The sequence below is a fragment of the Knoellia sinensis KCTC 19936 genome (genome assembly GCF_000768705.1).
GTDB classification, from domain to species: Bacteria; Actinomycetota; Actinomycetes; order Actinomycetales; family Dermatophilaceae; genus Knoellia; species Knoellia sinensis.
Window position 1 is genome coordinate 30,972 of the sequence record NZ_AVPJ01000002.1, and the last position, 19,704, is coordinate 50,675.

Here is a 19,704-nt window from a genome sequence, read left to right on the forward strand (position 1 = left end):
TGAATGCTTGCGCCCATGCGCTCGAGGAGACACCCGTATGCCGTCCGCGCGGCTGTCCTGGTGGCCTCACTGGCGCTCGGCGGCTGTTCGATCCTGCCGGGAAGCGGATCGGGCGACGACTCGGAAGGTGAGCGGGCGGCATACGAGCTGTCGGTCGACTGCCCGGCGCCCCCGGAGGCGGGCACGATCCGCCCGACCGTTGCGCAGTTGAACTCCGTTCTGGCAGAGGCAGACCTGCCGCACTGGCAGGCGGCTGACATCGGTGCGAGCGCGCACCTGAGCGACGGGCGCTTCGTCTGGGTCTTCGGTGACACCATCCGTCGCCGCGGGATCGCTCCAGGCATGGTCGCCAATTCGATGCTCATCACCTCGGGACTCTGCGTCAGCCAGCTCATGTCGGCATCGCGTGGGCCGATCGTCCCCGACGTGTCGCCGGGGACGGTCCGCTGGCCGATGTCCGTGGCGCTCATCAGGGACGACGGCGTCGAGAAGATCGTGGTCTTCACGGCGCGGATCCGTCGCGGCAGCGGCGACGACGTGTGGGGCTTCCGCTATCTCGGGTCGGACGCGGTGACGTTCTCCGTCGAACCGGGAGAGGCCCCCCAACTCGACGACATCCTGCCGCTGACCCCCGACGTGGACAGCGCAACCCAGATCAACTGGGGGTCGGCCTCGATGGTGCACGACGGTCACATCTATGTCTACGGGACCGAACTCCCTGCAGGGATGGCGTTCGGTCGCTCCCTGCGGGTCGGCCGGAGCTCGCTCGCCGATCCCACCGACAAGCGCACGTGGCAGTTCTGGAACGGCGCGACCTGGCAGGCGGACCCGGGCAAGGCGACTCCGATCATCCCGGCGGAGGGCGGTGTCTCGCAGACGCTCTCCGTGGACGAGATCGACGGGACCTTCGTCGCCGTGTCCAAGAAGGACGGCGACCTCGGATCCACCGTCGCGACGTGGACGTCGGCCTCGCCGGTCGGGCCGTGGAAGGTCAGCGCTGCGCTCGAGGCGCCGTTCCTCACCGGGAAGGACGAGTTCGCCTACGCGCCGCTGGCCCACCCAGAGGTGCCTCTCGCGAACGGCAAGCTCGTCGTGTCGATCTCACGCAACACCACCGACCTGGCGCGGCTGCGGCAGAACCCGGTGATCGGCCGACCGAGGTTCGCCGAGATCGACCGCCCCTGAAGCGCCGACTGATTGCCCCGCGCTGCACGTGCTCGCTGCGCTCGCCGTGCAGCGCGGGGCAATCAGTGGGGTGTCAGGGGGTGAGGAGGATCTTGCCGGTGGCGCGGCGCTCGTCGATGTCGCGCAACGCCACCGATACCTCGTCGAGGGAGCGCACCGACCCGATGACCGGGTCGAGCCGACCCGACTCGAGCAGGGGCACGAGCTCGTCCCACTGACGGCGCACGAATCCGGGCCGACCCATCCAGTACCCGCCCCACGCGACGCCGACCACATCGAGGTTGTTGAGCAGCAACCGGTTGACCTTGACCTCGGGGATCGCTCCAGCCGTGAACCCGATGACGAGCAGCCGCCCCAGGGGAGCCAGCGAACGCAGCGAGTCCGTGAAGCGATCACCACCGACGGGGTCGACCACGACATCGACACCATGACCCGCCGTGAGGTCGGCCACCGAGTCCTTGAAGCCGTCCACCAGGACGACCTCATCTGCCCCGGCCGACCGTGCAACGTCCGCCTTCCCGGAATCGGAGACGACGGCATACACGGTGGCGCCCCACGCCTTCGCGAGCTGGATCGCCGCCGTGCCGATGCCACCGGCGGCTCCGTGGACGAGGACCTTCTCGCCCTTGGCGAGCCGCCCGCGGGTCTTCAGCGCGAAGTGGCAGGTGAGGTAGTTCATCGGCAGGGAGGCGCCCTGGTCGAACGTCACGCCGTCCGGCAGCGGGAAGACGAGCTCCGGGTCGCACACGACCTGCTCCGCGAACCCACCCAGGAACGGGAAGGCCGCCACGCGGTCGCCCACCTCGAGGCCACTCCCGGCGGGCGCCACCCGGACGAATCCGGCGACCTCGGATCCCGGGACGAAGGGGACCGGCGGCTTGATCTGGTATTCACCGCGGGTGAGCAACACGTCAGGGAAAGACACTCCCGCTGCCGCCACGTCGATGAGCACCTGACCCTCCGGCACGTCGGGAGTGGGGACGTCGACGACCTCGATCGCATCGGGTCCGTCGAGGCGGGTCACGAGAGCAGCGCGCATGCCCGTGATCCTAGGAGGCCGACGCTGGGCGGGCACGACCCTGACGAGGACTGGGCACGAGCACAGACATGACAAAGACCCGTCGTCAGCCGGGGGCGACGGGTCTCTGCCGGTCCTGGGGCGAGCTCAGTCGTGGCTCAGTCGCAGGGCGTTGCCGCCGCGGCGCCCATCCACACGTCAAGCATCTCGAAGGCCAGCGGCGATTCCTCCAAGTCCTCGAGGCCCTTGCCGTTGCCACGGTTCGGGTTGTTGCTGCCCTCGCCGATGACCTTCTTCATCGAGATCTTGATGCCGACGGGCAGACGGTCCGCCCGGAGCGCTGCGTAGCCCGCGTCCACCTGAGCGTCGCACTCGGCGGCGAAACCGAAGATCTCGGCCGCCCCATCCTCGGCCGAGACCACGAGCCAGTTGGCGGAGGCGGGTCCGTTGAGTGAGTACATCGGGATGAAGCAGTGGTGTGCAGACGCGGCGCCCACGCCCAGACCGAGGGCAGCGACACCGCCAACGGTGCTCAGCAGGGCGCGTCGGCCCCATCGGGACATGCTCATGGTTTCCTCCTGCGTAGTGGTCGCGCCCCCTCCGGGCGCGACCATTACGACGCTAGGTCCGGCACGCAGTCGTCCGCCTCGGGTTTCGCCGATCTGCTCATGAAACCTGCTCATGGGTGATGAGATTGATTCATGAACCTCGAGCAGGTTCGCGCCCTGGCCGCCATCGTCGACACCGGCAGTTTCGAGTTGGCGGCGCGAACGCTGCACCTCACGCCCTCGGCGATCAGCCAGCGCATCCGCACGCTCGAGTCGAGCGTCGGACAGGTCGTCGTGCGGCGGGGGCAGCCGTGCACCCCCACGGAGGCAGGCGCGGTTCTCGTGCGGCTGGCTCGCCAGGTGGAGCTGCTCGAAGAGGAGTCCAAGGATCACCTCGGAGTCGCCCGCACTGCCCCTGCGGTGTTGCGAGTGGCGATCAACGCGGACTCGCTCGACACCTGGCTCGTGCCGCTGCTCGAGTGTGCGTCGGGGTGGGAGGACACCCGCCTCAACTTCGTCATTGCCGACGAGGACCACACGTTGGCTCTCCTGCGGGACGGGAGGGTCAGTGCCGCCGTGTCGACGGACGTGCGGCCCGTCCCGGGGTGCAGGACCTTCCCCCTCGGCGTGATGCGCTACCTCGCCGTGGCGGCGAAGGGACTGGCGCACCGCTTCCACCTGGCCGACGGCGGGGTCGACTGGGCGGGACTGCCCGCGCTCCGCTACGACGAGCGTGACGACCTGCTCGAGCAGTTCCTCGCCGCTCGGGGCCTCGAGTCGGCAAGCCCACCGTCGCAGATTCCGTCGGCGCCGGGGCTGCGCTCCGCTCTGGGCGCCGGGTTGGGCTGGTTGCTCGCCCCCGAGGTGACAGTCGCCGAAGACGTGGAGAAGGGAAATCTGGTCACCCTGGGCGGGGCGGACGACGTCGCCGACGTGTCCCTCCACTGGCACGTCTGGAAGGTGGATTCCCACCGGATCGACCGCCTCAACGACGCGATCACCCACGCGGCCCGCGTGGGTTTGCGCCCCCTGGTCGAGGCGGCTGTCGACACGCGGCACCTCCGCACTCGCCCGCTCGTCGGCACCCGTCCGGGAATGTGACGGCCCTCCAGCGGATTGTTCTTCTGTGACCCAACCGCGACATGCCCTCCTCGCCACCATCGCCCTCGTCGTCGGCGGAGTGGCCATCGGGACCACCGAGTTCGTCACGATGGGGCTGTTGCCCGACATCGCCCAAGGCATCTCGGTGTCGATCCCCGAGGCGGGTCACAGCATCTCTGCCTATGCGGCAGGTGTCGTCGTGGGAGCGCCGCTGCTCGCGATGCTCGGGGCGACGTGGCCGCGCAAGGAACTCCTCGTCGGGCTCACTGTTGCGTTCGTCATCGGCAATGTCATGACGGCGCTGGCTCCCGACTACGGCTGGCTTCTGGTGGCCCGCTTCGTTGCCGGTATGCCGCATGGTGCCTTCTTCGGCGTGGCCGCCCTCGTGGCGGTGGACCTGGCCGCCAAGGGGCGAGAAGGCCGTGCGGTGAGCCGCGTGATGCTCGGCATCCCCATCGCCAATGTGCTCGGTGTGCCCGGAGCGACGTGGCTCGGCCAGAACTTCGGCTGGCGATCGGCCTACTGGCTGGTGGCCGTCCTCGGCATCGTGACAGTGGGCCTGCTCATGGCATACATCCCCCACCTCGAACGCAACATCGAGGGGACGATCAGGCGCGAGCTCCAGGGTTTCGCCACGGTTCAGGTGGCCCTCACCCTCCTCGTCGGGGCGATCGGCTTCGGTGGCATGTTCGCCATGGCGAGCTACATCGCACCGACGGTCACGGACGTCACCGGCCTCGATGCGAGTGCGGTCCCACTCTTCCTGCTGGCGTCGGGCATCGGCGGTCTCGTGGGCACGCCGCTCGCCGGACGCCTGGGCGAGTGGTCGGTCCTGCGCGCCATCACCATTGGCTGCGTCGGCATGGGGGTCAACCTCGTCGCGTTCGCCCTCACCGCGCACTGGTGGCCGACGGCGCTCTTCTTCTACTTCCTGTCCTCGGTCCTCGCCGGAATCCTTGTCGTGAACCTCCAGCTCCGGCTCATGCAGGTGGCTGGGGAGGCGCAGACCCTCGCCGCCGCGAGCAACCACGCGGCCCTCAACACCGCCAACGCACTGGGCGCGTGGCTCGGCGGCCTGGTCATCGCGAACGGCCTCGGCTACACCGCACCGAGCTGGGTCGGCGCGGGGTTGTCCGTCCTCGGAGCCGCCGTTCTCGGTCTCAGCCTGCTCAAGCACCGCGCCGACACGCGACCGAGCCTCGCGCGAGTGAGCTGAGGCGAGCCTCCACGCCGGGGGATCACTGTCACCCCTGCCACGGTCGCTGTCGGACGCGAGGCGCCCGGGCCTAGATTGGGCGCATGGCAGAACTCGTCACCACCCGTATCGAGAACGGCGTCGCTCACGTCGCTCTCAACCGCCCGGACAAGCTCAATGCGCTGACCATCGACACGCTCGAGCAGCTCATTGCGACGGCGCGGCGACTGCGCTCCGACCGCGCGCTGCGGTCGGTCGTCCTCTCGGGTGAGGGTGACTCGTTCTGCGCCGGTCTCGACTTCGCCACGGTCATGCGCGACCCCAAGCGTGTCGCTGCCGCCTTCGCCCCTCGCCCGTGGCGCGGCACGAACACCTTCCAGGAAGCGTGCTGGGCCTGGCGCCGTGTGCCAGTGCCCGTCATCGCAGCAGTGCAGGGCCACTGCCTGGGCGGCGGGGTCCAGATCGCCCTCGCGGCCGACTTCCGCGTGACCACGCCGGACGCGAAGTGGAGTGTCCTGGAGGCACGCTGGGGCATCATCCCCGACATGACCGGCATCAAGGCCCTGCAGCAGCAGGTCGGCATGGACGTCGCCAAGCGCCTCACGATGACGGGCGAGACGATCTCGGGCACCGAAGCCGTCCGACTCGGCCTCGCGACCGAAGAAAACGCCGATCCGTATGCCGGCGCGCTGGCTCTCGCGTCCGCCATCGCCGAGCGGTCACCGGACTCCGTCGCCGCCACCAAGCGCCTCTTCAACCGCACCTGGTCGGCGAGTGACCGGCGCACGTTCATGTGGGAGCGGCTCGAGCAGGCCCGCCTGCTCATGGGAGCGAACGCAGCCGAGGCGCGGCGCGCGGCCACCAAGAGGGAGCAGCCGGCATACCGACCGCGTGCAGGAATCGACCCGCGAGGCTGAGTCACGATGACAGTCGAGGGGGTAACCACCAAGCACATCACCTGCGTGCTGTGCGAGGCGTTGTGCGGGCTGGAGGTCTCGCTCCGCGGCGACGAGATCCTCAGCATCAAGGGGCATGACGCGGACCCGCTGTCGCGCGGCCACATCTGCCCCAAAGGTGTTGCGCTGCAGGACATTCACGCTGACCCGGATCGGCTCAGGCGGCCGGTCAAACGTGTGGGCGAGGAGTGGGTCGAGATCGGCTGGGACGAGGCGGTCGACCTCGCAGCGGATCTTCTCCACGCCGTGCAGCAGCGGCACGGTCGGGACGCCGTCGCGACCTACCTCGGCAACCCGAACGTCCACAGCCTGGGTGCCCTGACGCATGGCACTGCCATCCCACGCACGCTCGGCAGCAAGCACGTCTTCAGTGCGACCAGCGTCGACCAGTTGCCGCACCACGTCGTGGCGTGGGCGATGTATGGCCACCAGTTCCTCCTGCCCGTCCCCGACATCGACCGCACTCGGCTGCTCGTGCTCATCGGCACGAACCCTATGGCGTCCAACGGGTCGCTCTGGACCGTCCCGGACTTCCCGGGGAGATTGCGCGAACTGCATTCTCGGGGTGGGAGATTGGTTGTCATCGATCCGCGGCGCACCGAGACGGCGGCCGTCGCGGACGAGCACCACTTCGTGCGACCGGGCACTGACGCCGCCGTGCTGCTGGCCCTCGTCCACGTCGTGCTCGCCGACGGGCTGGCCCGTCCGGCGGACTACGTCGAACACCTCGACGAGCTGCGCGTTCTGGTTGCCGACTTCACACCCGAACTGGCGGAGTCGGTCAGTGGTGTCCCCGCAGTCGTGATCCGCGACCTCGCCCACGATGTCGCCGCGGGCGAGGCGGCGGTGCACGGCCGCATGGGTGTGTCGACCCAGGAGTTCGGGGTGATCTGCCAGTGGGCGATCCAGTGCCTCATGGCGATCACCGGCAACCTCGACAGCCCGGGCGGGACGATGTTCACCACCCCGGCCATCGACATCGTGGGGCGGGCGTTCATGGGGCGACCGCTGGTGGGGCGAGGACACCGTGGTCGAACCTCCTCTGGCGTGCGCGGGTTGCCGGAGTTCGGCGGTGAGCTCCCCGTCTCAGTGCTCGCAGAGGAGATGGAGGGACCGACGCCCGCGATTCGCGGGATCATCACCATCGGGGGCAATCCGGTGTCGTCCACCCCTGCGGGATCGCGTCTGGGCGAGTACCTGGCTGAACTCGAGGCCTTCGTCGCGATCGACCCGTGGATCAACGAGACCACGCGCCACGCCCACGTCATCCTCCCGCCGACCGGACCTCTCGAGCGAGACCACTACGACCTGATCTTCCACACGCTTGCGGTCCGCAACACGGCGCGGTGGTCGTCGGCGCTCTTCCCGCGCGGCGAGGACCAGCGGCACGACTGGGAGATCGCCCGGGACCTCGTGTTCGCACTGAACCACCGGCGAGGTCGGCGCCTCCCGGTGAAGCAGCAGATCCGACTGCGGTCCTCCCCTCGCCTGGGGATCGATGCGCTGCTTCGCACGAGTCGGCGCGGGCTCTCGGTGCGGCGGCTGGCTCGAACTCCCGGGGGTGTCGATCTCGGGCCCCTCCAGTCGTGTCTGCCCGGTCGACTCCGCACCGAGGACAAGCGAGTCGTGCTCACGCCTGCCGTGGTCACTGCCGGGCTCGCGGCGCTGCGGCGCCGGCTCCCGGAGCTGCGTGCCGCCCGCGAGAGTGATGACCTCCTGCTCGTCGGTCGTCGGCACCAACGCGACAACAACTCGTGGATGCACAACACGCCGCGGCTCACGAAGGGTCGACCGCGCCACCAGCTGCTCATGCACCCCGACGACCTCGCCGCCCGCGGCATCACCGACGGCTCCCTCGTCACCGTCACCTCCGAGGTGTCGTCGCTCCAGGTCGAGGTGCGTGCGAGCGACGAGGTCATGCGTGGCGTGGTCTCCCTGCCCCACGGCTACGGCCACAAGCGACCGGGCGTCCGGCTCAGCAACGCCGTCGATGTCCCCGGCGTGACGATGAACGACCTCACGGACCCGGCCAGAGTCGAAGGTGTGTCGGGCAACGCGGTGCTCAACGGCATACCCGTCGTCGTGACGGCTGCGGCCACGGCGGCGACGTGACCAGCAAAGACGAGCGAGCCAAGGATTCGTGAGCGCGGCACCGAGGGGTGGGGGGCTCACCAATCGGTGCCTCGCTCGTGTGTGAGGAAGTCCCCCCTTCCGACTAAGCGAGCGCTCACCTAGGGTCTGGTCCATGGACTTCTCACCGTCGGAGCGTTCACTCGATCTCGCACTGCGTGTGCGCAGCTTCATCGACACCGAGATCGAGCCGGCGGAGCGCATCGTCGCGGCCGACATCGCCGACCGGCGAGCGCGCGGCGAGGACCCGTGGCCGGCGCACCCTCTGCTCAAGGAACTCCAGGTCAAGGCGCGCGAGCAGGGCCTCTGGAACCTTTTCCTCCCGGCAGGACACGAGGGCCCGTATGCCGTGCAGTTCGGCACCGACGGCGGCTCCGGTCTGTCGAACGCGGACTACGCACCCATCGCCGAGGAGATGGGTCGCTCGTTCTCCGCGCCGCTCGTCTTCAACTGCAACGCCCCGGACACGGGCAACATGGAGGTGTTGCTCAAGTACGGCACGGACGAGCAGAAGTCCGAGTGGCTCGAGCCCCTGCTGGACGGTCGCATTCGCAGTGCCTTCCTCATGACCGAGCCGGGTGTCGCGTCGTCGGACGCGACCACCATGGAGGCGACCGCCACCGTCGATGGTGACGAGGTCGTGCTCAACGGACGCAAGTGGTGGTCCACCGGTGTGGGCAACCCCGACTGCAAGGTCGGGATCTTCATGGGCGTCACCGACCCCGAGGCGTCGCGCCACTCACGCCACTCCATGGTCATCGTGCCGCTCGACCACCCAGGGGTGAAGGTCGAGCGAATGCTCTCGGCGCTCGGCCACTACGACGAGCCGATCGGGCACGGGGAGGTTTCGCTCACCGACGTCCGACTGCCGGTCACCAACATCATCGCCGGGCCGGGACGGGCCTTCGAGATCGCTCAGGGACGGCTGGGTCCGGGTCGCGTCCACCACTGCATGCGGCTCATCGGTCTGGCCGAGCGCGCGCTGGAGCTGGCCTGCGAGCGGTCGACGACCCGCGAGGCGTTCGGCAAGCCCATCGCGAACCTCGGCGGCAACCGGGAGCGCCTGGCCAAGGCGCGCATCGCGATCAACCAGGCCCGCCTGCTCGTGCACCACGCGGCGTGGAAGCTCGACACCGTCGGCGCGTGGGGAGCGATGAGCGAGGTCAGCGAGATCAAGGCCGTCGTGCCGCAGATGGCCTGCGACGTCATCGATATGGCCATCCAGCTCCACGGTGGCGCGGGAATGTCCGAGGACTTCCCGCTGTCCGCGGCCTACGCCGGGGCGCGCTCGCTGCGCTTGGCCGACGGTCCGGACGAGGTCCACCTCGGAGTCGTCGCGCGCATCCTCCTCCACCCGTATGGGGAGAAGGCTGCTGCCGCCAAGGAGAACGCGAAGGGGTCCCGGTCATGAGTCGGCGCGTCCTCATCACGGGCGGTGCGTCCGGGCTCGGCCTGGCGCTGGCCAAGGCGTTCATCGCACGCGGTGACCGGGTTCTCGTGGGCGACCTGAGCGAGAGCCGACCCGGCAGCGTGCCGGATGACACGGCATACGTGCGCTTGGATGTTCGCAGCCAGCAGGACTGGGACGCAGCGCTCGCCCACGTCCGTGAGACGTGGGGCGGGCTCGACGTGCTGGTCAACAACGCCGGCGTCGCGACGGGCGGCCGCATCGACGTGGAGTCGATCGCCGACTGGGAGCGCGTCCTCGACATCAACCTGCTCGGTGTCGTGCGCGGTTGCCAGACATTCACACCGCTGTTCAAGGAGCAACGGTCCGGTCACATCGTCAACACCGCGTCCCTGGCGGGCCTCGTGCATGGTCCGGGGATGTCGTCCTACAACGCGGCCAAGGCCGGGGTCGTCGCGCTGTCCGAGACGCTCGGCTTCGAACTCGGGCCCTGGGACATCCACGTCTCGGCGATCTGCCCGGCGTTCTTCCGCACGAACCTCCACGAGTCGCTGCAGGGCAAGGACGTGGCGATGGAGGAGACCGCGGTCAAGCTCATCACTCGTGCGTCCATGACGGCTGAGGAGGTCGCCGCGATCGTCCTCAAGGGCATCGACAAGCGGAAGAACGTCATCCTCACGGACAAGCTGGGCAAGCGGGCCTACTGGACCAAGCGGCTGGCGCGACCGGCATACGCGCTCATGGCGACCAAGGCGGGCGAGCGGTTGGCGCGGAAGTCTCACCATGCCTGATTCTTCGCTGCCGACCACGCCGAGCAACGCGGTCGAGGTGCGCGATGAGGACGCCTTCGACGTCGCGGCCGTCGCGGAGTGGTTGCGGCAGAACGCTCCTGACGAGCCAGGACTCGACGGCGTGCCCGAGGTGCGGCAGTTCAAGGGCGGCGCGTCGAACCTCACCTACCTGCTCCGGTATGCCGGTTCGCCGGGTCGCGATGTCATCCTGCGCCGTCCGCCGATCGGGACCAAGGCCAAGGGCGCGCACAACATGAAGCGCGAGAGCGACATCCAGGATGCGCTCGGTCAGGTCTATGACAAGGTCCCGCGGATCATCGCGTGGTGCGGTGACGAGTCCGTCATCGGGTCCGAGTTCTATGTCATGGAGCGGCTCGTCGGGACGATCCTCCGTCGAGACATCCCGGCGTCGCTGGGTCTCTCCCGTGATGGCGTGCACCAGTTGTGCCGCAACGCTCTTGACGCTCTGGTCGACCTCCACAGCGTCGACGTCGAGGCCGCTGGACTGGGCTCGCTCGGCAAGGGGCCGGGATACGTCGAGCGCCAGGTCACGGGGTGGTCGGCGCGCTACCGCAAGGCGCGCACGCCGGATGTCGGTTCGTTCGAACGGGTCATGGCGTGGCTCGAGGCCAACCGCCCCGACGATGTCGGGCAGGTCCTCATCCACAACGACTTCCGGTTCGACAACCTCGTGCTCGCCGAGGACGACCCGACGCGGATCGTCGGTGTGCTCGACTGGGAGATGGCGACGGTCGGTGACCCCCTCATGGACCTGGGTGGGGCGATGGCCTACTGGGTCGAGGCGGGCAGTGACCCGATCGCCAAGAAGCTCAGGCTCCAGCCGACGCACACCCCGGGGATGCTCACGCAGGTCGAGGCCGTCCGCTACTACTGCGACCGCATGGGCATCGAGATGGATGCCGAGCGATGGGCGTTCTATGAGCTCTTCGGACTCTTCCGGCTGGCGGTCATCGCCCAGCAGATCTACCTGCGGGCCCATCGTGGCGAGACGACGAATCCGCAGGCGAAGCAGATGCGGTGGTTCGTGCGCTACCTCGACCTGCGCTGCCGATGGCTCCTGTGGCGGCGTCGATGAGCCGCATCATCCTCGTCCGGCACGGTCAGGCGTCGTGGGGGGAGAAGGACTACGACAACCTCTCCGACCTCGGCCACGAACAGGCACGTGTCGTGGGGCGCGAGTTGGCCGAGCGCGGGGTCGAGCCGTCGAGGGTCGTCAGCGGCTCCATGCGTCGCCAGTGCGACACCGCGGGCGGTCTCGTCGAGGCGGCGGGCTGGCCGCTTGAACCGGTGACCGACAGCGCGTGGGACGAATACGCGCACACGCAGATCCTCACGGCATACAAGCCGGCCTATCGGTCGATGGCGCTGATGAAGGCCGACTTGGCTCGCACGCTCCGTCCCTATCGTGCGTTCGACGAGATGTATGCCGTGGCAACCGAACGCTGGGTCGCCGGTGAGCATGCCGGCGACTACGACGAACCGTTCCTGGCCTTCGGGGAGCGCGTCTTGGCGGGGCTGCACAGCGTGGTCGAGAACCTGGGGCGCGGTGAGACAGCCGTCGTGGTGAGTTCGGCCGGCGCGATCTCCTGGGCCGTCGCCGCATTGCTCGGCGGAGGCGGAGCGACCTGGACCCAGTTGCAGCGCGTCATTGCCAACGCCTCCCTCACCAGCCTCGCCGTCGGCGCCAGCGGAGCGTCGCTGCGCACCTTCAACGACACGACACACCTCGAGCGGGTCCCCGACCTGCTCACCACCCGCTGAGGAGCACCCAACATGACGACCACCCTCATCACCGGCGCCAGCTCAGGCCTCGGTGCCGAAATGGCCCGCCAGTTGGCCGCGGCCGGCAACGACCTGGCGCTGTGCGCCCGCCGCACTGAGAATCTCGAGGCATTGCGCGCCGAGATCGTTGCGGCAAACCCTGATCGGCGAGTGGTCATCGCCGCGCTCGACGTCACCGATGACGCGGCGGTGTTCGAGGTCTTCCGTGGCTTCGCCGCCGAACTGGGTGGGCTGGACCGTGTCGTGGTCAACGCGGGACTGGGCAAGGGCGCGCCGATCGGGAAGGGACGCTACGACGCCAACCGCGAGACGGCGATGACGAACTTCATCGGAGCCCTGGCCCAGTGTGAGGCGGCGATGGAGCTCTTCCGCGAGGCGCGGCGCGGCCACCTCGTGGTCATCTCGTCGATCTCTGCGCTGCGCGGCATGCCCAAGTCGATGACCGTGTATGCCGCGACGAAGGCCGGCGTGGCCGCCCTTGCCGAGGGCATCCGGTCCGAGATGCTCGGTCGCCCCGACCTCGACATCACCGTCAGCACGATCTATCCGGGCTACATCCGGTCGGAGATGAATGAGCGGGTCGAGCAGAAGACCAGGTGGATGGTCGACACCGAGACCGGGGTTCGCAGCATGGTCGAGGCGATCGAGAAGGGCGTCGACAACGCACGGGTGCCCGGCTGGCCGTGGAAGCCGCTCGGCACGGCGATACGTCACCTGCCGTTGCGCGCCGTCCGAAAACTCACCTGATCAACCGAGGCTGACCGCGGCAATCCGGCTCCCGAGCCCGCGACTGAGCCCCAAGACGGGCGGCGCCCTACGGGCGGACGATCAGCTCCGGCGGACGGTGGGCCATTGTCGGCGTGTCGCGCCTCTCGGCGGTCGAGCTGGTCGTCGGCCGGCAGGGCTCCGAGGCATCAGAGGTACTGGTGCATGACGTGGAGTCCGACGCGGCCGTGCGCCCGACTGTCGAACGCCTCGGGGACTGTCCCGATGATGGTGAACCCCAGGTCCTGCCACAGGGTCACGGCCACCGTGTTGGTCTCGACCACGGCGTTGAACTGCATTGCGGCATAACCCTGCTCGCGCGCCCACGCAAGCACCCACTCGCCGAGCGCTCGTCCCACGCCCTGCCCACGCGCGGCGTACGTCACCATGAACGACGCCGTGGAGACGTGTGACCCGCGGCCAGGGCGGTTGGGCCCGGTCTTGGCGGAGCCAAGGAGCTCACCCGACTCACCGATGGCCACGACTGTCACACCGGGAGGCGACTCGAGCCACCAGCTGCGCGCCTCGTCGATCGCCAGCCCCTCGGGGAACGCATACGTCTCGCCCGCGTCGACCACCTCGGTGAACGTGGGGAAGAACTCGACCCAGTCGGCCTCGGTGATCTCGCGGATGATCATGCAGGTGTTGCCTCACGATGCGGTGGTGTTTGGTCGGGGTCGTCGCGCAGACCGTGGACCAGGAGGGCGAGGGCTGCGGTGTAGGTCGACAGGACGATGCCAGAGACCACGGCGCGGTGTCGCGGGGTTTTCGCGACGTGCTCCCCGACGATGATCGCCGCATCGGACAGCAGGAAGAGGCCGCCACCGAGCGCGACCGCACGCCGCGCCCGAGGTGGCCGTCCGTCGCTCATGGACAGGGCGGACATGGAGCCGAGCAGCAGCCCATAGCCGGTGAGCACCGGATCGGGCTCGCCGGTGGAGCCCAACTCGAGCGCCCCGAGGCCGGCCATCACCGTGCCTGCGGTGGCCGCGGCCCCGACCTTCGGGCGGACCCCGTCCGAGAGCAGGAGAGCGAGGAGTCCGGACTGCTGGACGGCGAAGGCACTGGCGCCGCGGCGCATGAAGTGGCGGCGCTCCGGGCTCTCGGGAGCGGAGACCTCTGACCGGTTCATGAACCAGTCACCGACCACCGAGCCCACGAGGGCTGCGGTCAAGGTCGCGGTGCGGGCGGTGCTTCGTCCATTGCGAGTCGCGAGAACGCCGCCGGCCAACGTCGGGGCGAGCAACATCTTGCTCACGAGGTGCGTGCGCGGTTTGCCCACGACCGCGGCGACCGTGGTCGCGGCGGCGAGGGGTACGTAGGCGAGGAGGTCGGCTCGGCGTCGGAGGATGCTCATGGGCTTCACCGGCGGGTCGTCGTGAACTCGAAATCGAAGCCCTCAAGGCGCGTGACCAGCGCCTCGCCGAGAGCCACTGAAGGCGTGAGCACTCCACTGCGAGCAGGGAGTTCATCGAGTGCGAGAGCCAGACCTGCCTGTCCCAGCATGATCGCGGTGCCCGAATAACCTGGATCGTATGCCGCACCCACGCGTTGCGTGTAGCGCGCACCAGTCGTCGTGGTCGTCTCGATTTCGAAGACGAAGCGACCTCGATCCATCGTCTCGTCGGACGGGCCCTCTCCGGGCTTGGGGAGGATTCGGTCCAGGAGCGTGCGGGTGGGCGCAGTCGACATCCCGGCGAAGAGGCCACCGAGCACTGCTGCGGTCAGTCCCGCCTTGACGGCCCCCATCGGCCCCCGACCGGTGTCCATGACCTCGGAGTAGCGGAACTCGCGGCCGTAGGACCAGTTCGTCAACGAGTTGCTGCGACGCACGATGCGGGTGTTGAAGGACGCCATGAAGAACGGGGCCACCCAGCGCTGCGTCACCTGGTCGTAGCGCGTGCCGGCCACGGCCTGCACCTTGCCCACCAGACCGAACTCGTCCTGGGTCCGGTTGCGCGACGGGGGCTCGGCGTCCCTGTCCGGTGACAACCCGTGCGGGTCGGTCACGGCGCGCCGCCGCTCGGGGGAGCCCGAGATCTCGATGGCCTGTTGGCGCAGCGAGTCGATCGTCCCGCCGCTGACCCCACCGCGCAGCGTCCGCACGTGGGTCACCGTCTCGCCGAGGGTGCCCTCGCCGTCGGCGGCGACCTGCTGGGCGATCTTCCACACACCGAGGTCGGACGGGATGGAGTCGAAGCCGCACGCGTGCACGATCTTTGCGCCGCTCACCTCGGCGAGGGCGTGATTGGTGTCCACGCTGTCCTTGACGAAGAGCACCTCGCCCGTGAGGTCCGCATAGTGGGTGCCGGCGGCGGCACATGCGGATGCGAGCGGCATACCCAATTTGGCGTAGGGACCCACGGTGGTGACGACGACGCGGGTCCGCGCGGCAAGGTCGACGACCGCAGCCGAGTCGGTCGTGTCGACGACCACGAGGGGCCAGTCGGCGGCAGCGCCCGGCAGGGACGATCGCACCTCGGCCAACCGTTCGTCGGAGCGGCCGGCCAGAGCGATCCGCACGGACGTCGGCGCATGTTCGGCGAGATGGGCTGCGGTGAGGCGACCCACGAATCCGGTGGCGCCGACGAGGACGAGGTCGAACTCGCGGGCAGTGGGTGGTGCAGTCATCCGCCCACGGTAGGCGAACGGCATACGGCAGAGTGAGGCGCATGGCGCAACGCACACGCGCACGGCGACCCAAGGTCCTCGCGATCGTCCAGGCCGGTGGCAAGGGCTCCCGAATGGACGTCCTCACCCGTGAACGTGCGAAACCCGCCCTTCCGTATGCCGGCCAGTTCCAACTCGTGGACTTCGCCCTCTCGTCACTCGCGCACAGCGGTGTCGCTGACGTGTGGCTGTCCGTGCAGTACCTCGCGACGAGCCTGCACAAGCACGTCGCGAGCGGCCGCCCGTGGGACCTGGACCGGACCCGTGGCGGGTTGCAGTGGCTGCCGCCGCAGGAGGGGAGCGGTGCCGCCTCGCAGGACGGGTTCAGCGAGGGCAACGGGGACGACCTCTATCGCAACCTCGACGCGATCCGGGACTTCGGGGCGGACGTGGTCCTCGTCCTCAGCGCGGACTCGGTGTACTCCCTCGACCTGCGGGACGTCATCGACCAGCACCTTGACGGTGGCTCCTCGTGCACCATCGTGACGAAGGATGTGACGCGGAGTCAGGCTGTCGCCAAGGGTGTCGTCACTTTGGGCCCCGGACAGCGGGTGACGAGGTTCGACTACAAGCCCGACGACCCGGCCACGACGACGATCGCCGCCGAGATCTTCGCCTACGACCCCACGAGCCTGACGGAGACGCTGGAGGCGATCCGTGCAGAGCGGGTCAACGACGCAGAGGGGGACGACTCGGGGGTCGGCGACTTCGGGGAGCACCTCATCCCACGGCTCGTCGCCGGCGGGGACGTCCATGCGTTCGAGCTCCCGGGCTACTGGCGAGACCTGGGGACGCCGAGCGAGTACGTCGCGGCCCATCGGGACCTACTCGCCGGGCGGGTGGATGTCTTCGACGATCCCGCGTGGCCGATGCTCACGCGCTGGCCCGAGCTGCCGTGCGCGATGGTGCGCCGGGGCGCCACGGTCGACGGGTCCGTGGTCAGTGCCGGGTGCGACGTGGCGGGCACGGTGGTGCGCAGTGTCCTCGGTCCGGGAGTTCGCGTGGCCAAGGGTGCCCTCGTCGAGGACTCCATCGTCTTCGCCGAGACGACTGTCGAGGCGCAGGCCGAGGTGCGTGCCGCCATCATCGACTCGCGCTGTGTGGTCGCCCGCGGGGCTCGCGTCGGTGAGACGCCGCCCGGAACGCGGATCGGTGAGGATCGCCTCGTCCTCGTTGGCCGCGACAGCGGCATCGGCCGGGGCGCCGTCGTGGCACCGGGTGCGCGCCTTGAGCCGGGCACGCACGCCTGAAGTCCTCGCAAACCACCCATCCGAGGGTGGCGGGGCGCCGGGCGTGGGCGTAGACAGGAGGGACCGGCATCGCCGGATGCCGGTGCGCTCTTGGAGGTGCGCGATGACGACTCAGCACATCAACCGCGACCCGCTGGCCGACCTCAACATGGGCCAGGGCCCGGATGTCCTCCCCGAGGGGAGCCGCCATGAACCCGAGGGAGGGCGCCCCTGGGAGCCGATCGAGGGTGACGCGGCCGAGCTCGACAAGGGTGGAGGGGAGACAGCCGAGGGCGACGACTACGACATCTGACGGCCGTGCTGGCCACGTCCGATCAGCCCGGCTCAGGTCGGGGTCGGGTCACGGTCAGGTCTTGGTGACCTGACCGTTGTCGACGTGCCAGTGCTGGTCCAGGTCCACGTTCTCCAGGAGCCGCCGGTCATGTGAGACGAGGAGGAGTGTGCCGTCGTAGGACCGGAGGGCCTGTTCGAGTTGCTCGATGGCGGGCAGGTCGAGGTGGTTGGTGGGCTCGTCGAGAACGAGGAGGTTCACGCCGCGCGCCTGGAGCAGCGCCATCGCGGCCCTGGTCCGTTCGCCGGGGGAGAGGCGTCCGACGAGGCTCGTGACCTGGTCGGCGCGGAGCCCGAACTTGGCGAGGAGGGTGCGTCGATCGGCGGGCTCCATGTCCGGCACGGCCAGACCGAAGGCGTCCGCCAGGCTGAGGTCCTCGCGGAGGCCGGTCCGGGCCTGGTCGATCTCGCCGATGGCGACACTGGCTCCGAGACTGGCCGTTCCCGAGTCGGGTGCGAGGCGTCCGAGGAGGAGCCTGAGCAAGGTGGTCTTGCCTGCGCCGTTGGGGCCGGTGATCCCGATGCGGGTGCGCGACTCGACGTGGAGCGACACCGGTCCGAGGGTGAAGTCGCCTCGGGTGACAGTGGCCTCGTTGAGGGTGGCCACGACCGAGCTCGACCGCGGGGCCTGCCCGATGGAGAACTGCAGCACCCACTCCTTGCGTGGCTCCTCGACCTCGTCGAGGCGAGCGATGCGCGACTCCATCTGGCGCACCTTCCTGGCCTGCTTCTCGGCAGAGTCGATGCTCGCGGCCCGACGGATCTTGTCGTTGTCGGGGCTCTTCTTGATCGCGTTGCGGACACCCTTGCTGCTCCACTCGCGCTGGGTGCGGGCGCGGGCGACCAGATCGGCCTTGGTCTCGGCGTACTCCTCGTAGGCCTCGCGGGCGTGCCGCCGTGCGATCTCCCGTTCCTCGAGGTACGACTCGTAGCCGCCGTCGTGGACGCTGACGGAGTTCTGCGCCAGTTCGAGTTCGACGATGCGGGTGATGCAACGCGACAGGAACTCACGGTCGTGCGAGACGAGGACGACTCCGCCGCGCAGTCCGGTGACGAACTCCTCGAGCCGGGCGAGGCCGGCGAGGTCGAGGTCGTTGGTCGGCTCGTCGAGCAGCACGATGTCGAATCGGCTGAGGAGCAGGGCAGCGAGGGCAGCCCGGGCTGCCTGGCCGCCTGACAGGGCGGTCATGTGGGCATCGGGCCCAACGTCGAGGCCGAGTTCGGCAAGCATCGGCGGGATGCGGTCCTCGAGGTCAGGAGCACCGCTGGCGAGCCAATGGTCGAGGGCGTGGGCGTAGGTGTCGGCAGCGCGGGGGTCGTCGCTGTCGAGGGCTGCCGCTGCCGACTCCATGGCGTCGGTCGCGGCGGTCGCTCCGGTGCGGCGAGCGATGTAGCCGGCCACGGTCTCGCCGGGGACGCGCTCGTGTTCCTGCGGCAGCCAGCCGACGAAGGCGTCGGACGGTGCGGTGGTGACGCTCCCCGCCAGCGGGGTGGACTCGCCCGCCAGAAGACGCAGCAGCGTGGTCTTGCCGGCGCCATTGGCCCCGACGACCCCGACGACGTCGCCGGGCGCGACCGTGAGGTCGAGGTTCTCGAACAGGGTCCGATGGGCGTGCCCTCCGGACAGGTCCTTCGCCACGAGGGTCGCGTTCACGAGCACAGACTAGGCGGGTCCGTCCGCAGTGTCAGAACCGCAACGTCAGTGTCCACGGCTGCAAGAGAAGCCGTTCACGCTGACGTTGCGGAGGGCCGCGCGTCAGGCGGTTAGGGGTCACACGCGGGTGAGGACCTCAGCGCCGTCGTCGGTGATGACGATCGTGTGTTCGCTGTGCGCGGTCCGGCACCCGGTGGCGCTGCGCAGCGTCCAGCCGTCGGCATCCGTGACGAGTCGGTCGGTGTCCTCCATGACCCAGGGTTCGAGGGCCAACATCAGCCCCGGACGCAGCGTGAAGCCCCGGCCGGGACGACCGGAGTTGGACACGTGCGGGTCCTGGTGCATCGTCGAACCGATGCCATGACCGCCGAACTCGAGGTTGATCGGGTAGCCGGCGCCGCTCAGCACCGTCCCGATGGCGTGCTCGAGGTCTCCGATCCGCTGGCCCGGGCCGGCTGCTGCGATGGCGGCAGCCAGGGCGCGTTCGGTCGTCTCGATGAGTGCCACGCTCCGCGTCGGTCGGGAGTCGCCGACGATGAAGCTGATCGCCGAGTCGGCCGCAAGGCCGGCCTTCGACACGGCGAGATCGAGGGAGAGCAGGTCACCGTCCGCCAGTGCGTAGTCGTGCGGCAGGCCGTGCAGCACTCCGTCGTTGACAGACGTGCAGATGTAGTGCCCGAAGGGTCCCCTGCCGAACGACGGCGCGTAGTCGACGTAGCACGATTCAGCACCCGCGTCCGCGATCATCTGCTTCGTCCAGGCGTCGATCTCGAGGAGGTTGGTGCCGACGGTGACCCGCTCCCGCAGCGTGCTGAGGATGCTGCCCACAAGGGCGCCGGTGACACGGGCCCGGTCCACCTCGGCCGGCGTGAGGATCTCGATCATGCGCCCACTGTGACA

General features: G+C 69.2%; 19 protein-coding genes. 12 read left to right on the forward strand and 7 right to left on the reverse strand.

The window, feature by feature from the left end:
- The first annotated feature begins 15 nt into the window (after nt 1–15).
- A complete protein-coding gene (locus N802_RS02890; protein WP_169743385.1) occupies nt 16–1,185 on the forward strand; it encodes a DUF4185 domain-containing protein in 1,170 nt (389 codons plus the stop codon).
- Between the two features lie 73 nt (nt 1,186–1,258).
- On the opposite strand, the gene N802_RS02895 is transcribed toward N802_RS02890, so the two are convergent.
- Nucleotides 1,259–2,224 (reverse strand): NADPH:quinone oxidoreductase family protein, encoded by a 966-nt coding sequence (locus N802_RS02895; protein ID WP_035912059.1) that lies wholly within the window; start codon nt 2,222–2,224, stop codon nt 1,259–1,261.
- Between the two features lie 137 nt (nt 2,225–2,361).
- Complete coding sequence (locus N802_RS02900; RefSeq protein ID WP_035912062.1) at nt 2,362–2,772, reverse strand: hypothetical protein; 411 nt, start codon at nt 2,770–2,772, stop codon at nt 2,362–2,364.
- 132 nt (nt 2,773–2,904) lie between these two features.
- Between N802_RS02900 and N802_RS02905 the strand changes: the two genes are divergently transcribed.
- From N802_RS02905 to N802_RS02945, 9 genes are all read left to right on the forward strand, one after another.
- Nucleotides 2,905–3,852: an ArgP/LysG family DNA-binding transcriptional regulator gene (locus N802_RS02905; RefSeq protein WP_035912066.1), complete on the forward strand. Its 948-nt coding sequence runs from the start codon at nt 2,905–2,907 to the stop codon at nt 3,850–3,852.
- Between the two features lie 25 nt (nt 3,853–3,877).
- A complete protein-coding gene (locus N802_RS02910; RefSeq protein ID WP_035912069.1) occupies nt 3,878–5,068 on the forward strand; it encodes an MFS transporter in 1,191 nt (396 codons plus the stop codon).
- 83 nt (nt 5,069–5,151) lie between these two features.
- Nucleotides 5,152–5,964, forward strand: a complete 813-nt coding sequence (locus N802_RS02915; RefSeq protein ID WP_035912071.1) for a crotonase/enoyl-CoA hydratase family protein — start codon at nt 5,152–5,154, stop codon at nt 5,962–5,964.
- Between the two features lie 6 nt (nt 5,965–5,970).
- The gene (locus N802_RS02920; protein ID WP_035912074.1) at nt 5,971–8,115 is read left to right on the forward strand and encodes a molybdopterin-dependent oxidoreductase; all 2,145 of its coding nucleotides are present in this window, start codon (nt 5,971–5,973) and stop codon (nt 8,113–8,115) included.
- A 133-nt stretch (nt 8,116–8,248) separates the two neighbouring features.
- Nucleotides 8,249–9,544 carry an acyl-CoA dehydrogenase family protein gene (locus N802_RS02925; protein WP_035912077.1) on the forward strand — a complete coding sequence of 432 codons (1,296 nt, stop codon included), beginning with the start codon at nt 8,249–8,251 and terminating at the stop codon, nt 9,542–9,544.
- Nucleotides 9,541–10,332, forward strand: coding sequence for an SDR family NAD(P)-dependent oxidoreductase (locus tag N802_RS02930; protein ID WP_035912086.1), 792 nt, complete (start codon nt 9,541–9,543; stop codon nt 10,330–10,332). The genes N802_RS02925 and N802_RS02930 overlap by 4 nt, the downstream gene beginning before the upstream one ends.
- Nucleotides 10,325–11,428: a phosphotransferase family protein gene (locus N802_RS02935; protein WP_052109360.1), complete on the forward strand. Its 1,104-nt coding sequence runs from the start codon at nt 10,325–10,327 to the stop codon at nt 11,426–11,428. Before N802_RS02930 ends, N802_RS02935 begins: the two co-directional genes overlap by 8 nt.
- The gene (locus tag N802_RS02940; protein WP_035912762.1) at nt 11,425–12,114 is read left to right on the forward strand and encodes a histidine phosphatase family protein; all 690 of its coding nucleotides are present in this window, start codon (nt 11,425–11,427) and stop codon (nt 12,112–12,114) included. The genes N802_RS02935 and N802_RS02940 overlap by 4 nt, the downstream gene beginning before the upstream one ends.
- 12 nt (nt 12,115–12,126) lie before the next feature.
- Nucleotides 12,127–12,882 (forward strand): SDR family oxidoreductase, encoded by a 756-nt coding sequence (locus N802_RS02945; RefSeq protein ID WP_035912089.1) that lies wholly within the window; start codon nt 12,127–12,129, stop codon nt 12,880–12,882.
- A 167-nt stretch (nt 12,883–13,049) separates the two neighbouring features.
- Here the strand turns inward: N802_RS02945 and N802_RS02950 are convergent, their stop codons facing one another.
- The 3 genes from N802_RS02950 to N802_RS02960 are packed head-to-tail and all read right to left on the reverse strand — an operon-like array spanning nt 13,050 to nt 15,531.
- A complete protein-coding gene (locus tag N802_RS02950) occupies nt 13,050–13,538 on the reverse strand; it encodes a GNAT family N-acetyltransferase (RefSeq protein WP_035912091.1) in 489 nt (162 codons plus the stop codon).
- Complete coding sequence (locus N802_RS02955; RefSeq protein ID WP_035912765.1) at nt 13,535–14,257, reverse strand: lysoplasmalogenase family protein; 723 nt, start codon at nt 14,255–14,257, stop codon at nt 13,535–13,537. Before N802_RS02955 ends, N802_RS02950 begins: the two co-directional genes overlap by 4 nt.
- A gap of 5 nt (nt 14,258–14,262) precedes the next feature.
- Nucleotides 14,263–15,531, reverse strand: coding sequence for a saccharopine dehydrogenase family protein (locus N802_RS02960; protein WP_035912092.1), 1,269 nt, complete (start codon nt 15,529–15,531; stop codon nt 14,263–14,265).
- Between the two features lie 41 nt (nt 15,532–15,572).
- On the opposite strand from N802_RS02960, the gene N802_RS02965 reads away from it, so the two are divergent.
- On the forward strand, nt 15,573–16,820 hold the full coding sequence (locus N802_RS02965) for a glucose-1-phosphate adenylyltransferase family protein (protein WP_035912095.1): 1,248 nt from the start codon (nt 15,573–15,575) through the stop codon (nt 16,818–16,820).
- A 103-nt stretch (nt 16,821–16,923) separates the two neighbouring features.
- Nucleotides 16,924–17,112 (forward strand): hypothetical protein, encoded by a 189-nt coding sequence (locus tag N802_RS02970; protein WP_035912096.1) that lies wholly within the window; start codon nt 16,924–16,926, stop codon nt 17,110–17,112.
- A 54-nt stretch (nt 17,113–17,166) separates the two neighbouring features.
- On the opposite strand, the gene N802_RS02975 is transcribed toward N802_RS02970, so the two are convergent.
- Nucleotides 17,167–18,804 (reverse strand): ABC-F family ATP-binding cassette domain-containing protein, encoded by a 1,638-nt coding sequence (locus N802_RS02975; protein WP_035912766.1) that lies wholly within the window; start codon nt 18,802–18,804, stop codon nt 17,167–17,169.
- Between the two features lie 117 nt (nt 18,805–18,921).
- Nucleotides 18,922–19,689 carry a type I methionyl aminopeptidase gene (gene map, locus N802_RS02980; RefSeq protein WP_035912099.1) on the reverse strand — a complete coding sequence of 256 codons (768 nt, stop codon included), beginning with the start codon at nt 19,687–19,689 and terminating at the stop codon, nt 18,922–18,924.
- Nucleotides 19,690–19,704 lie beyond the last annotated feature (15 nt).

Excerpts from the sequence above, each read along its gene's own strand:
- N802_RS02890 (WP_169743385.1), top strand. The coding sequence starts at position 16 with ATGCGCTCGAGGAGACACCCGTATGCCGTCCGCGCGGCTGTCCTGGTG.
- N802_RS02895 (WP_035912059.1), bottom strand. The coding sequence starts at position 2,224 with ATGCGCGCTGCTCTCGTGACCCGCCTCGACGGACCCGATGCGATCGAG.
- N802_RS02900 (WP_035912062.1), bottom strand. The coding sequence starts at position 2,772 with ATGAGCATGTCCCGATGGGGCCGACGCGCCCTGCTGAGCACCGTTGGC.
- N802_RS02905 (WP_035912066.1), top strand. The coding sequence starts at position 2,905 with ATGAACCTCGAGCAGGTTCGCGCCCTGGCCGCCATCGTCGACACCGGC.
- N802_RS02915 (WP_035912071.1), top strand. The coding sequence starts at position 5,152 with ATGGCAGAACTCGTCACCACCCGTATCGAGAACGGCGTCGCTCACGTC.
- N802_RS02920 (WP_035912074.1), top strand. The coding sequence starts at position 5,971 with ATGACAGTCGAGGGGGTAACCACCAAGCACATCACCTGCGTGCTGTGC.
- N802_RS02925 (WP_035912077.1), top strand. The coding sequence starts at position 8,249 with ATGGACTTCTCACCGTCGGAGCGTTCACTCGATCTCGCACTGCGTGTG.
- N802_RS02930 (WP_035912086.1), top strand. The coding sequence starts at position 9,541 with ATGAGTCGGCGCGTCCTCATCACGGGCGGTGCGTCCGGGCTCGGCCTG.
- N802_RS02935 (WP_052109360.1), top strand. The coding sequence starts at position 10,325 with ATGCCTGATTCTTCGCTGCCGACCACGCCGAGCAACGCGGTCGAGGTG.
- N802_RS02940 (WP_035912762.1), top strand. The coding sequence starts at position 11,425 with ATGAGCCGCATCATCCTCGTCCGGCACGGTCAGGCGTCGTGGGGGGAG.
- N802_RS02945 (WP_035912089.1), top strand. The coding sequence starts at position 12,127 with ATGACGACCACCCTCATCACCGGCGCCAGCTCAGGCCTCGGTGCCGAA.
- N802_RS02950 (WP_035912091.1), bottom strand. The coding sequence starts at position 13,538 with ATGATCATCCGCGAGATCACCGAGGCCGACTGGGTCGAGTTCTTCCCC.
- N802_RS02955 (WP_035912765.1), bottom strand. The coding sequence starts at position 14,257 with ATGAGCATCCTCCGACGCCGAGCCGACCTCCTCGCCTACGTACCCCTC.
- N802_RS02960 (WP_035912092.1), bottom strand. The coding sequence starts at position 15,531 with ATGACTGCACCACCCACTGCCCGCGAGTTCGACCTCGTCCTCGTCGGC.
- N802_RS02965 (WP_035912095.1), top strand. The coding sequence starts at position 15,573 with ATGGCGCAACGCACACGCGCACGGCGACCCAAGGTCCTCGCGATCGTC.
- N802_RS02970 (WP_035912096.1), top strand. The coding sequence starts at position 16,924 with ATGACGACTCAGCACATCAACCGCGACCCGCTGGCCGACCTCAACATG.
- map (WP_035912099.1), bottom strand. The coding sequence starts at position 19,689 with ATGATCGAGATCCTCACGCCGGCCGAGGTGGACCGGGCCCGTGTCACC.